The sequence below is a fragment of the Frigoribacterium sp. Leaf263 genome, assembly GCF_001422285.1.
Lineage (GTDB): Bacteria > Actinomycetota > Actinomycetes > Actinomycetales > Microbacteriaceae > Frigoribacterium.
The window spans coordinates 800,955-814,166 of record NZ_LMMO01000003.1; the positions used below are offsets into that span (position 1 = coordinate 800,955).

At 67.8% G+C, this 13,212-nt stretch carries 8 protein-coding genes and 1 tRNA gene; 6 read left to right on the plus strand and 3 right to left on the minus strand.

Annotated features, from left to right (window positions below; genetic code table 11):
• The first annotated feature begins 254 nt into the window (after window positions 1-254).
• From gltB to ASF17_RS07745, 4 genes are all read left to right on the plus strand, one after another.
• A complete protein-coding gene (gene gltB, locus ASF17_RS07730) occupies window positions 255-4,832 on the plus strand; it encodes a glutamate synthase large subunit (RefSeq protein ID WP_055797420.1) in 4,578 nt (1,525 codons plus the stop codon).
• Complete coding sequence (locus ASF17_RS07735; RefSeq protein ID WP_055797421.1) at window positions 4,825-6,282, plus strand: glutamate synthase subunit beta; 1,458 nt, start codon at window positions 4,825-4,827, stop codon at window positions 6,280-6,282. Before gltB ends, ASF17_RS07735 begins: the two co-directional genes overlap by 8 nt.
• Window positions 6,283-6,356: 74 nt before the next feature.
• Entirely contained in the window at window positions 6,357-7,805 is a 1,449-nt protein-coding gene (gene pyk, locus ASF17_RS07740) for a pyruvate kinase (RefSeq protein WP_055797423.1), read from the plus strand.
• 86 nt (window positions 7,806-7,891) lie between these two features.
• The gene (locus ASF17_RS07745) at window positions 7,892-8,470 is read left to right on the plus strand and encodes a hypothetical protein (RefSeq protein WP_055797425.1); all 579 of its coding nucleotides are present in this window, start codon (window positions 7,892-7,894) and stop codon (window positions 8,468-8,470) included.
• Window positions 8,471-8,589: 119 nt separating this feature from the next.
• Here the strand turns inward: ASF17_RS07745 and ASF17_RS07750 are convergent, their stop codons facing one another.
• A complete protein-coding gene (locus tag ASF17_RS07750) occupies window positions 8,590-8,793 on the minus strand; it encodes a cold-shock protein (RefSeq protein WP_055797427.1) in 204 nt (67 codons plus the stop codon).
• Between the two features lie 243 nt (window positions 8,794-9,036).
• A tRNA-Leu gene (locus ASF17_RS07755) sits at window positions 9,037-9,119 on the minus strand.
• Window positions 9,120-9,158: 39 nt separating this feature from the next.
• On the opposite strand from ASF17_RS07755, the gene ASF17_RS07760 reads away from it, so the two are divergent.
• Window positions 9,159-9,764: an ANTAR domain-containing response regulator gene (locus ASF17_RS07760; RefSeq protein WP_055797432.1), complete on the plus strand. Its 606-nt coding sequence runs from the start codon at window positions 9,159-9,161 to the stop codon at window positions 9,762-9,764.
• Window positions 9,765-9,836: 72 nt separating this feature from the next.
• Here ASF17_RS07760 and ASF17_RS07765 read toward each other — a convergent pair whose 3' ends face one another.
• Window positions 9,837-10,187, minus strand: a complete 351-nt coding sequence (locus ASF17_RS07765) for a PaaI family thioesterase (protein WP_235476495.1) — start codon at window positions 10,185-10,187, stop codon at window positions 9,837-9,839.
• Between the two features lie 172 nt (window positions 10,188-10,359).
• On the opposite strand from ASF17_RS07765, the gene polA reads away from it, so the two are divergent.
• Window positions 10,360-13,026, plus strand: coding sequence for a DNA polymerase I (gene polA, locus ASF17_RS07770; protein WP_055797435.1), 2,667 nt, complete (start codon window positions 10,360-10,362; stop codon window positions 13,024-13,026).
• The last annotated feature ends 186 nt before the right edge of the window (window positions 13,027-13,212 follow it).

The following is a 13,212-nucleotide window of genomic DNA, read 5'->3' on the forward strand; positions in this document are numbered from 1 at the left end:
ATCACCGCACCAGGCCAGGGCAGTCACGACTCGACCGAGTCAGACCGACCTCCAGCCGGAGCCGCCTCCGCATCGAGAACCACCTCACGACCGCCACAAGCTGTCAGGGCAACTCCGCTGAGCCGAAGCACCACCGGACAACCGAACCACCGTCCGTCGGCGACCGACGCACGCCGCACCTCCGCGGCGACGTCCAGTGACACGGGCCGACGACGTCCCGACTCCTACAGGATCTCTTCGTGAGGACGGATTCCATGGCCCCCACGCCAGCCCACCAGCAGTTCAGCACGGTTCCCGCCGCCGCCGGTCTCTACGACCCGCGCAACGAGAAGGACGCGTGCGGCCTCGCCATGGTCGCGACCCTCCGGGGCACGGCCGGGCACGACATCATCGACGCGGCGCTCGGAGCGCTCCGCAACCTCGAACACCGCGGTGCGATCGGCTCCGACGCCGGCACGGGTGACGGCGCCGGCATCCTCTGCCAGATCCCGGACGCCTTCTTCCGCGACGAGGTCGCCTTCGAGCTGCCCCGGGCGGGGGAGTACGCCGTGGGCATCGCCTACCTGCCCCTCGACGAGCAGGAGCGCGCCGAGCTCAAGACCGGGATCGAGCGCATCGCGGACCTCGAGCACCTCGACGTCCTCGGCTGGCGCGACGTGCCGGTGCGTCCCGACGAGCTGGGCACCCTGGCACGCAACGCCATGCCGGCCTTCGAGCAGATCTTCCTCGCCAGCCGTCAGCGGGATGCCGACGGGAACCGCCTCTCGGGAGTCGAGCTCGACCGGCGGGCGTTCCGTCTCCGGAAGCGGGCCGAGCGCAAGCTGTCGGCGTACTTCACGTCACTGAGCAGCCGCACCATGGTCTACAAGGGCATGGTGACGACGCTCCAGCTGGAGCCCTTCTACCCCGACCTGAGCGACGAGCGCTTCGCCTCGAAGCTGGCGATCGTGCACTCGCGGTACTCGACGAACACGTTCCCGTCGTGGCCGCTCGCTCAGCCCTTCCGGATGATCGCCCACAACGGGGAGATCAACACCGTGCGCGGCAATCGGAACTGGATGCGGGCGCGCCAGTCGCAGCTCGAGTCCGAACTGATCGGCGACCTCAAGCCCATCCTCCCGATCGTCAGCCCCGGTGCCAGCGACTCCGCCTCGTTCGACGAGGTCGTCGAGCTGCTGAGCCTGACGGGACGCTCGCTCCCACACGCGATCATGATGATGGTGCCGGAGGCCTGGGAGAACCAGGTCGACATCGACCCCGAGCTGCGCGACTTCTACGAGTACCACTCGATGCTCATGGAAGCGTGGGACGGCCCGGCGGCGATCACGTTCACCGACGGATCGGTGGTCGGCGCGACGCTCGACCGGAACGGCCTGCGTCCCGGTCGCTATCTCGTCACCGACGACGGCCTGGTCGTGCTCGCCAGCGAGATCGGCGTGCTCGACATCGACCCCGCGAAGGTCGTCCGCAAGGGTCGACTCCGACCCGGCAAGATGTTCCTCGTCGACACCGAGGCCGGTCGTCTCATCGAAGACGACGAGATCAAGCGCGAGCTCGCCTCCTCGGCTCCGTACGGCGAGTGGCTCTCCGAGGGGCGCATCCACCTCTCCGAACTGCCCGACCGCGAGCACATCGTCCACACGCCGGCCTCCGTCACGCGGCGCCAGCGGACCTTCGGCTACACCGAAGAGGAGGTGCGGATACTCCTGGCGCCGATGGCGAAGACCGGGGCCGAGCCCCTCGGGGCCATGGGGAGCGACACTCCGATCGCCGTCCTCTCCGAGCGCCCGCGCCTCCTGTTCGACTACTTCACCCAGCAGTTCGCGCAGGTCACCAACCCGCCGCTCGACTCCATCCGCGAGCAGGTGGTGACCTCTCTCAAGCTCGGTCTCGGTCCGGAGCGCAACCTCCTCTCCGCCACGCCCGAGCACGCCCGCCAGGTGATCCTCGACTTCCCGGTCATCGACAACGACGAGCTCGCGAAGATCCAGCACATCGATCCCAGCCCGGGTTCGCGCGTCACCTCGACGATCCGGGGGCTCTACCGGTCGGACAAGGGTCCGCGCGCCCTCGAGAAGCGCATCGCCGCGATGTGCAACGAGGTCGACGACGCCATCGAGGCGGGTGCGGAGTTCATCGTGCTCTCCGACCGCGACTCCAACCAGGACTTCGCCCCCGTGCCGTCGCTGCTGATGGTCGCAGCCGTCCACCATCACCTGATCCGCACCGAGAACCGCATGAAGGTCGGTCTGATCATCGAGGCAGGCGACGTCCGCGAGGTGCACCACGTCGCGACGCTGATCGGCTACGGCGCCTCGGCGGTGAACCCGTACCTCGCGATGGAGACCAGCGAGAACCTCGTCCGTTCGGGCATGATCACCGGCCTCTCGCCCGAAGACGCCGTGCACAACCTCATCAAGGCCCTCGGCAAGGGCGTGCTGAAGATCATGTCCAAGATGGGCATCTCCACGGTCTCCAGCTACGCCGCCGCCCAGGCCTTCGAGGCCGTCGGTCTCAGTCGCGAGTTCGTCGACACGTACTTCACCGGGACGTCGACGATGCTCGGCGGCATCGGCATCGACGTGATCGCGGCCGAGAACAAGGAGCGCCACCTCAGCGCCTACCCGGCCGACGGTTCGGTCGTCGCGCACGAACGGCTGGCGACCGGCGGCGAGTACCAGTGGCGCCGCGAGGGACCGAAGCACCTCTTCAACCCCGACACCGTCTTCCGGCTCCAGCACGCCACCCGCACGCGGCGCTACGACATCTTCCGCGAGTACACCAAGCTCGTCGACGACCAGTCGGAGGACCTGATGACGCTGCGCGGCATGTTCGCGTTCAAGCATGGCGTCCGGCCCTCGATCCCTCTCGACGAGGTCGAGCCGATCGAGGCCATCGTCAAGCGCTTCTCGACGGGCGCGATGAGCTACGGATCCATCTCGAAGGAGGCGCACGAGACCCTCGCGATCGCCATGAACCGTCTGGGCGGCAAGTCCAACACGGGTGAGGGCGGCGAGGACGTCGAGCGTCTCCTCGACCCGGAGCGCCGCAGCGCCGTGAAGCAGGTCGCGTCGGGACGCTTCGGGGTCACGAGCATGTACCTCACCCACGCCACGGACATCCAGCTCAAGATGGCTCAGGGCGCCAAGCCCGGCGAAGGCGGTCAGCTGCCTCCGACCAAGGTCTACCCGTGGGTGGCACGGACGCGTCACGCGACTCCCGGCGTCGGGCTCATCTCGCCCCCGCCTCACCACGACATCTACTCCATCGAGGACCTCAAGCAGCTCATCTTCGACGTCAAGCGTGCGAACCCCACGGCTCGTGTGCACGTCAAGCTGGTCAGCCAGTCCGGGATCGGCGCGGTGGCGGCCGGTGTGACCAAGGCGCTGGCCGATGTCGTGCTCGTGTCCGGTCACGACGGCGGCACCGGCGCCAGCCCCCTCAACTCGCTCAAGCACGCGGGGACCCCCTGGGAGATCGGGCTCGCCGAGACGCAGCAGACGTTGATGCTGAACGGCATGCGCGACCGCGTCGTCGTGCAGGTCGACGGCCAGATGAAGACCGGTCGGGACGTCATGATCGCCGCTCTCCTGGGCGGCGAGGAGTTCGGCTTCGCGACCGCGCCGCTGATCGTCGAGGGCTGCATCATGATGCGCGTCTGCCACCTCGACACCTGCCCTGTGGGCGTCGCGACGCAGAACCCCGAGCTGCGGGCCCGCTTCTCGGGCAAGCCGGAGTTCGTCGTCAACTTCTTCGAGTTCCTGGCCCAGGAGGTGCGGGAGTACCTCGCCGAGCTCGGTTTCCGCAGCCTCGACGAGGCGATCGGCCGCACCGACGTGCTCGATGTCGACCGCGCGGTGGACCACTGGAAGGCGTCGGGTCTCGACCTCGAGCCGGTCCTGGTCGGACCGGTCTTCGCCGACGACGAGCCGCGGCGCAACCGCCGTCCGCAGGAGCACGAGCTCGAGAAGCACTTCGACGTCGGTCTCATCGCCCGCAGCATGGACGTGCTCGAGAACGGCGGACGCATCGACATCAGCCTGCCGATCCGCAACACGGAGCGCGCGGTGGGCACGATGCTCGGTCACGAGGTGACCGTGCGCCACGGCGAGAACGGACTGCCCGAGGGCAGCATCGACGTGACGCTCAGTGGTTCCGCCGGTCAGTCCCTCGGGGCCTTCCTCCCCGCGGGCATCACCCTGCGACTCGAGGGCGACAGCAACGACTACGTCGGCAAGGGGCTCTCAGGCGGCAGCATCGTCGTCCGCCCCGACCGGGCGAGCACGTTCCCCGCGGAGGACAACGTCATCGCGGGCAACGTCATCGGTTACGGAGCGACACGCGGCAGCATGTTCATCCGAGGCATCGTCGGCGAGCGGTTCCTGGTCCGCAACTCCGGCGCCAGCGCCGTCGTCGAGGGCGTGGGCGACCACGCGCTCGAGTACATGACGGGCGGCCTGGCCGTCATCCTCGGCGACACCGGCCGCAACCTCGGTGCCGGCATGTCCGGGGGGACCGCGTACGTCCACGGTCTCCGGACGGAGCGGGTCAACTCCGACGCCCTGGCCTCGGGGGAGCTGCAGCTCCATCCCCTCGGCAGCGCCGACGTCGAGATCCTCACGGACCTCCTCTCCCGGCACCTCGCCGAGACCGGGTCCCCGGTGGCGGAGCGCATGCTCGACGACCTCGAGACCACCGTGTCCGAGTTCGTCAAGGTGCTGCCCCGCGATTACGCCGCCGTCCTCGCCACCCGGCAGACGGCCGTCGACGAGGGTCTCGACCCCGATGGCGACGAAGCATGGAAGCGAATCCTGGAGGTGACCGGTGGCTGATCCCAAGGGATTCCTGAAGACGCAGAAGCGCGAGCTCCCGAAGCGTCGACCCGTATCGGTGCGACTCATGGACTGGAAAGAGGTCTACGAGCAGCAGGAGTCCGGCGAGCTCCGGCGTCAGGCCGGGCGCTGCATGGACTGCGGCGTGCCGTTCTGCCACCAGGGGTGCCCGCTCGGGAACCTCATCCCGGAGTGGAACGACCTCATGTGGCGCGGCGAGGGGCGTCAGGCCATCGAGCGGCTGCACGCGACCAACAACTTCCCCGAGTTCACGGGTCGTCTCTGCCCCGCTCCCTGCGAGTCGTCCTGCGTGCTGGGCATCAACCAGCCGCCGGTGACGATCAAGCAGGTCGAGGTGTCGATCATCGATCAGGCGTTCCAGAACGGCTGGGTGACCCCCCACCCGCCCGAGCGACTGACGGGGAAGACCGTGGCCGTCGTGGGCTCCGGTCCCGCCGGTCTCGCGGCCGCCCAGCAGCTGACGCGGGCCGGTCACACGGTGGCCGTCTACGAGCGCGACGACCGCATCGGCGGTCTCCTCCGGTACGGGATCCCCGACTTCAAGATGGAGAAGAAGCAGATCGAGCTGCGTCTGGCGCAGATGCAGGCTGAGGGCACGCGCTTCCGCGCAGGTGTCGAGATCGGGCGCGACATCACGTGGGATGACCTCCGTGCGCGGTACGACGCCGTGGTCGTCGCGACGGGTGCCACGGTTCCCCGCGATCTCCCCATCCCCGGTCGCGACCTGTCCGGCATCCACTTCGCCATGGAGTACCTCGTCCAGCAGAACCGGGTCGGTGCCGGCGACACGGTGATCGACCAGATCACGGCCGAGGGAAAGCACGTCGTCGTCCTCGGCGGCGGCGACACCGGTGCCGACTGCATCGGGACGGCGCACCGTCAGGGTGCTCTCTCCGTGACCAATCTGGCCATCGGGCAGCAGCCTCCCGAGGAGCGCCCCGAGTCGCAGCCCTGGCCGATGTTCCCGACGGTCTTCGAGGTCTCGAGCGCTCACGAGGAGGGCGGAGAGCGCATGTTCCTCGCGTCGACGGTCGAGTTCCTCCGCAACGACGTCGGCGAGGTGCGCGCCATCCGCGTCGCGGAGACCGAGTACCTCGACGGTCGTCGCGTCCCCAAGGCCGGTACCGAGCGCGAGATCCCCGCCGACCTCGTCCTCCTCGCCCTCGGGTTCACGGGACCCGAGCGCGACGACCTCGAGGCTCAGCTGCGCCTCCCCGTCGACGAGCGCGGATCGCTGGTCCGTGACAAGACGTACGAGACCAGCGAGGCCGGCGTCTTCGTCACCGGCGACGCCGGTCGCGGGCAGTCGCTCATCGTCTGGGCCATCGCCGAGGGTCGCGCCGCGGCCTCCTCCGTCGACGCCTATCTGGAGGGGCAGACCACTCTGCCGTTCCCCGTCCGGCCCACGGATCGCTCCATCTCGGTCTGACGGTCCGCCTCGGCGGGAATAAGCTGGGAGGGCGGGACCGAGCCGTCCACACAACCCTTAGACGTTAGGAACACATGAGACGCGCAAAGATCGTCGCCACCCTCGGGCCGGCGACATCGAGCTACGACGACATCCGAGCGATCATCGACGCAGGAGTCGACGTGGCGCGGATGAACCTCAGCCACGGCAGCTACGACGTCCACGAGACCGTCTACGCGAACGTGCGGCGGGCTGCGGACGACGCCGGGCGACCCGTCGCAGTCCTCGTCGACCTGCAGGGGCCCAAGATCCGGCTCGGCAAGTTCTCGGACGGCCCCCACGACCTCGCCGTGGGCGACGTCTTCAAGATCACGACCGAGGACATCCTCGGCACCCGCGACATCTGCGGCACGACCTTCAAGGGTCTCCCCGCCGACGTGAGCGCCGGCGACCCGCTGCTCATCGACGACGGGCGCGTCAAGCTCCGGGTCCTCGAGACCGACGGCACCACGGTGACGACCGAGGTCGTCGTGGCGGGCACGGTCTCGAACAACAAGGGCATCAACCTCCCGGGCGTGGCGGTCAACGTCCCCGCGCTGTCCGAGAAGGACGAGGCCGATCTGCGCTGGGGACTCGCCTTGGGAGCCGACCTCATCGCGCTCTCGTTCGTCCGCGACGCGGACGACGTCGATCGCGTCCACGAGATCATGGCGGAGGAGGGCAAGAGGGTCCCGGTAATCGCGAAGATCGAGAAGCCCCAGGCCGTCGACAACCTCGAGGCGATCATCGACGCGTTCGACGGGATCATGGTCGCCCGAGGCGACCTCGGCGTCGAGCTGCCCCTCGAAGCGGTGCCGATCGTCCAGAAGCACGCCGTCGAGCTCTCCCGGCGCATGGCCAAGCCCGTCATCGTCGCCACGCAGATGCTCGAATCGATGATCTCCAGCCCCATCCCGACCCGCGCCGAGACGTCCGACGTCGCGAACGCCGTCCTCGACGGAACGGACGCCGTGATGCTGAGCGGTGAGACCAGCGTGGGGGAGTACCCCGTCATCACCGTGCAGACCATGGCCCGCATCGTGCAGTCCACCGAAGAGCACGGGCTCGAGCGGATCCCCCCTCTCGGCACGAAGCCGCGCACGCAGGGTGGTGCGATCACCCTCGCCGCCGCCGACGTCGCCGACTTCGTCCAGGCCAAGTTCCTCTGCGTCTTCACCGAGTCCGGTGACTCCGTCCGGAGGATGTCGCGTCTGCGTCACTCGATCCCGATCCTCGCCTTCACGCCGAACGAGGCGACGCGGCGACGCATGGCCTTGAGCTGGGGCGTCCAGTCGCACCTGGTCGAGAATGTGACGCACACCGACGCGATGTTCGCTCAGGTCGATGACATCCTCATCGGCAAGAACCTCGCCGACATCGGTGACAAGGTCATCGTCATCGCGGGGACCCCTCCGGGGATCGCGGGATCGACGAACGATCTGCGCGTGCACCGTGTGGGCGATGCGCATGGGGAAGCAGCACCGGCCTACGCGACCCTGGCCTGACCCTTTCCGCTAGCACACGCCGTGCACGACGCCGGGCTCCGCGAGGGGCCCGGCGTCGTCGCGTGGACCGGGCGTACCCTGTCCGCATGTCGGTCGACGCCTCCCACCCTTCGTGCTTCGTCCTGGATCGACGACTGTTCGCGATGCCCAGCGGGGCATCACGGAGCCTGAGCCAGACGAAGAGCGACCTGCGCGATCTCGACGCCCGATCCGAGACGGGGCGGACGCACCTCGACGTCTGGTCGATCGTCGGGGCGATCACCGGCGGGTTCTTCCTGGCGGTCGTCGCCGGGGGAGTCTGGGGAGTCACCTCGCTCCTGTCCCTGCTGCTCTGCTTCGGGATGGGCGCCACCGTCGGCGCTCTCCTCGCAGTCGGCACCCGAGCCCTCTTCATCGCACCGACGACGGCGAGGCGGGCGGACCCTCAGACATGCGAGGCGGTGGAGATCCCCTGGGACGTCGCCGACGCGGCGCCGGATGACGCCACCGGCGATGAGCTCATCCTCTGGGCGACGCTCGTCGTGCGATACCGACTGGCCGAGGAGGCGCGGGCCGGGCGAACGGGGCCCGAGGTCGCCTCAGCCACGGATCACGACTACGAGGCGGCCTTGAGAGACTACGAATCCGTGGCCAGCCTGCTGGGTCTGAGCGGGGATCCCCGCTGACGACGCGGGGCGCCGGGCGCCGGGTACGAGAAAGCCCCGACCCGCCGGAGCGGATCGGGGCTTTCCCGTAGATGTCAGATCGTGCCTGGCATCATCGGCGTCTCGAGGACGCCGCCGAGTCAGATGACGCGGATGTTCTCGGCCTGGAGGCCCTTGTTGCCCTGAGCGGTGTCGAATTCGACCTTCTGGTTCTCCTCCAGGTTGCGGTAGCCGTCGCCGGCGATCGCGGAGAAGTGCGCGAAGACGTCAGTGGATCCGTCGTCGGGGGTGATGAAGCCGAAGCCCTTTTCGGAGTTGAACCACTTAACGGTGCCTGTTGCCATTTTTCTTGTTCCTTATTTTTCAGAGTTGTCGTTCCCGATTTCGAGAACGCTCGTCGCGGTGCCTTTTTGTCCGCTCCCTCTGAGAACGACGCCACCGGGCGGATCCTCCGAGGAGGGCCACCTGGAACGTCGCGAGATACAAATGCGTAACACAACAACCAGTGATGCCAGCGTAGTGCACAAGATCGGCCCGCATGCGACTTTGTCGACCTGCATGTCGAAAAAAGTCGCTGGCCGCGACCGTGCCGGATGTGGGACTCGAACCCACACGCCCTCTCGGACAGAGCATTTTGAGTGCTCCGCGTCTGCCATTCCGCCAATCCGGCTCACGACGACCGGGGCAAGAATACCGTAGGCTCTGCATCGTGAGTGACCAGGAAGCAACATCAGCAGCACCCCGTCGTGTCGTCGTGGCCGAGGATGAGTCCCTCATCCGGCTCGACATCGTCGAGATCCTCCGCGACAACGGCTTCGAGGTCGTCGGCGAAGCAGGCGACGGCGAGACCGCCGTCGCCCTGGCGACCGAACTCCGCCCCGATCTCGTCATCATGGACGTCAAGATGCCGAAGCTGGACGGCATCAGCGCCGCGGAGACGCTGAGCAAGAACCACATCGCCCCGGTCGTCCTCCTGACCGCCTTCAGCCAGAAGGAGCTCGTCGAGCGGGCGAGCGAGGCCGGCGCCCTCGCCTACGTCGTCAAGCCCTTCACGCCCAACGACCTCCTCCCGGCCATCGAGATCGCCCTCTCGAGGTACACGCAGATCATCACCCTCGAGGCGGAGGTCGCCGACCTCGTCGAGCGCTTCGAGACGCGCAAGCTCGTCGATCGGGCCAAGGGTCTGCTGAACGAGAAGATGGGCCTCACCGAGCCCGAGGCCTTCCGCTGGATCCAGAAGGCGTCCATGGATCGACGCCTGACGATGCACGATGTGGCCCAGGCCATCATCGAGCAGCTCAGCGCCAAGAAGTAGCGCCGACGGCACCATGGAGCCCCGCATCCTCCCGGAGGATGCGGGGCTCCATCGTGCGGCGAGGTCGACGCGTCAGGCGCGCGCCTCCGTGATGATGTTCGTGATCCGGACGGTCGAGAGCAGCCGCCCCTGGTCGTCGGTCATGACGATCTGATGGGTCGCCAACGTCCGACCGAGGTGGACGGCCGTGCAGGTGCCGGTGACCCACCCCGTGGCGACCGACCTGCTGTGGCTGGCGTTCAGCTCGATGCCCATGGCGATGCGCCCCGGACCGGCATGGACCGACGACGCGATGGAGCCGAGCGTCTCGGCGAGGACGACGTGCGCGCCTCCGTGGAGTATGCCGACGGGCTGCGTGTTGCCCTCGACGGGCATCCTGGCCACGGCGCGTTCGGCGCTCATCTCGACGATCACGATCCCCATCCTCTCGGCGAGATCGCCGACGCCTCGGCGACCGAGGAGCCGCTCGGCGTCGTCGCTGAGGATCGCCGAGGGATCGAGGGGCGTCTCGGGCGTTGACATGTCGCTCCTGGGGGGGTTCCGCATGAGCGTGCGCGCCGACGGCGCTGTCGGGGGCGCCCGCTAGGCTGACGGGGTGTCGGAAGAAGCAAAGCCTACCCTCCTCGTCGTCGACGGTCACTCGCTGGCCTTCCGTGCGTTCTACGCTCTGCCGGTCGACAGTTTCGTCAACCGCGAGGGCCAGCACACGAACGCCATCCACGGCTTCATCTCGATGCTGCTCAGTCTGCTGAAAGCCGAGAAGCCCACCCATCTGGCGGTCGCCTTCGACATCTCGCGCTTCTCGTTCCGCACGCGCGAGTACCCCGAGTACAAGGGCACCCGGAACGAGACGCCGCCCGAGTTCGTCGGTCAGATCCCCCTCCTGCAGGAGGCTCTCCACGCCATGGGCATCACGACCATCACGAAAGAGGACTACGAGGCCGACGACATCCTGGCGACGCTCGCGGTCCGCGGTCGTGCCGACGGTTTCCGCGTCCTCGTCGTCTCCGGAGACCGAGACGCCATCCAGATGGTGAACGACGACGTCACCCTCCTCTACCCGTCCGCACGCGGTGTGAGCGAGCTCACCCGCTACGACCGCGACAAGGTCTTCGAGCGCTACGGCATCGAACCGCATCAGTACCCCGAGGTCGCCGCCCTCGTCGGTGAGACGAGCGACAATCTCATCGGGATCGACAAGGTCGGCGAGAAGACCGCGGTCAAATGGATCAACCTCTACGGCGGGCTCGATCAGATCATCGAGCGAGCCGACGAGATCAAAGGCGTCGTCGGTCAGAAGCTCCGCGAGCAGAAGGACAACGCGATCCGCAACCGGAGGCTCAACCGGCTCGTCACCGATGTCGAACTCCCCGTCGGACCCTCCGACCTCGAACGGCGCGCCATCGACGAGACAGCCGTGCGCGAGCTCTTCGACAAGCTCCAGTTCCGCACCCTGCTCGAACGGGTGCTCGTGCTGAGCGAATCGGCGAATCCCGCCGACGGTGGCGAGCCCGCGATCACCGCGACGCCGGTCGGCATGCCCGTGGTGCGCACGCTCATCGACGAGGAGCTCGCTTTCTGGCTCTCGAAGCACGCCTCCGACCCGTCGTCGCCCGTGGGGCTCGTCGTCGAGTACGGCACGGACGGGGTCGTCGGACTGGGTCTCTCGACTTCAACGGAGTCGGCCTACGTGCCCTGGGCGGCGGGACGCGGCGACTACGTCGCGCTCGAAGCGTGGCTCGATGGCCAGACCCCGAAGGTGGTCCACGACGCCAAGCGCGCCTACAAGGCCCTCTCCCGCGCGGGACTCGAGCTCACGGGGATCGTCGGCGACCCCCGGATCGCCGCATGGCTGCTCCGGCCCGGTCGCACCTCCTTCGCACTCTCCGACCTGGTCTACGAGCAGCTCGGCGAGACGCTCCCCGTCGGCGACCCGAATCAGCTCGTCTCCTCCGACGACGACTTCAGCGTCGCGTCCGAGGCCTGGTTCGTCCTCCGCCTGTCCGAATCCTTCGTCGAGGCCCTCGACGAAGGGTCCCGACGTGTCCTGACCGAGATCGAGCTTCCGCTCGTCCCGGTGCTCGGCGATATGGAGCTCACCGGCGTGGCCGCCGATCGCGAGACGCTCCAGGCCCTCTCCGTCCGCCTGGGCGAGTCCGCTGCGGAGCTCGCCGGGAAGGCCTTCGCGGAGATCGGGCGCGAGGTCAATCTCGGGTCCCCGAAGCAGCTTCAGGAGGTGCTCTTCGAGCAGCTGGAGATGCCGAAGACCCGCGCCACGAAGACCGGGTACTCGACTGACGCCGCGTCCCTGGCGGATCTCCAGGAGAAGCACCCTCACCCCTTCCTCGATCTGCTTCTGAAGCACCGCGATGCGACGAAGCTCCGACAGATCATCGAGACGCTCGAGAAGTCGATAGCCGACGACGCCCGCATCCACACGACCTACGACCAGACGGGCACGACCACCGGTCGGATCTCGTCCGTCGACCCGAATCTCCAGAACATCCCGGTCAAGGCGGCGGTCGGCCGCGAGATCCGTGCGGCGTTCGTCCACGGACCGGACTACGAGACGCTGCTCACGGCCGACTACTCCCAGATCGAGATGCGGATCATGGCGCACCTCTCCGGCGATGCGGGCCTCATCCAGGCTTTCAACGACGGCGAGGACCTCCACCGGTTCGTCGGAGCGCGCATCTTCGGCGTCGATCCCGCAGACGTCTCGCCCGCGATGCGCACGAAGGTCAAGGCCATGTCCTACGGGCTCGCCTACGGCCTGAGCGCCTTCGGGCTCTCGAAGCAGTTGCGCATCGAGAACTCCGAGGCCAAGCAGCTCATGACCGACTACTTCGCCCGGTTCGGTGCCGTGCGGGAGTACCTGCGGAACGTCGTCGAGAAAGCCCGGGAAGACGGCTACACGGAGACCATCTTCGGCCGCCGACGACCCTTCGCCGACCTGAAGTCGCCCAACCGCGTGCTCCGCGAGAACGCGGAGCGCGCCGCCCTCAACGCTCCGATCCAGGGCTCGGCGGCCGACATCATGAAGATCGCCATGCTCGGCGTCCGCTCCGAGATCGATTCGCGCGAACTCGGCTCTCGCGTCCTGCTCCAGGTCCACGACGAGATGATCGTCGAGGTCGCACCTGGTGAGGTCGAGACGGTCCGAGACATCGTCCAGCGCCGGATGAGCGGTGCCGCGGACCTCCGCGTTCCTCTCGACGTCAGCGTCGGTCTCGGCGAGAGCTGGGATGCCGCCGCCCACTGAGACCCGTTCGGGCACAGTCGGACCTCAGGGGACATCCCCGCATCAGAGGCCATCGCGGGCGTCCTCACGCGTGCAGACAGGCTGACACGGAGGCGCGACTTGACGAACAGGCACAAACGGGCTTATATAAACCCTGCTCGGTGAACATCGGGCATCAGTCCGATCTGAATTCCCTGAACGCCGAGT

What these genes read in the sequence shown, in the direction of transcription:
- gltB (WP_055797420.1), top strand. Translation starts at nt 255, where the DNA reads ATGGCCCCCACGCCAGCCCACCAGCAGTTCAGCACGGTTCCCGCCGCC.
- pyk (WP_055797423.1), top strand. Translation starts at nt 6,357, where the DNA reads ATGAGACGCGCAAAGATCGTCGCCACCCTCGGGCCGGCGACATCGAGC.
- ASF17_RS07745 (WP_055797425.1), top strand. Translation starts at nt 7,892, where the DNA reads ATGTCGGTCGACGCCTCCCACCCTTCGTGCTTCGTCCTGGATCGACGA.
- ASF17_RS07750 (WP_055797427.1), bottom strand. Translation starts at nt 8,793, where the DNA reads ATGGCAACAGGCACCGTTAAGTGGTTCAACTCCGAAAAGGGCTTCGGC.
- ASF17_RS07765 (WP_235476495.1), bottom strand. Translation starts at nt 10,187, where the DNA reads ATGGGGATCGTGATCGTCGAGATGAGCGCCGAACGCGCCGTGGCCAGG.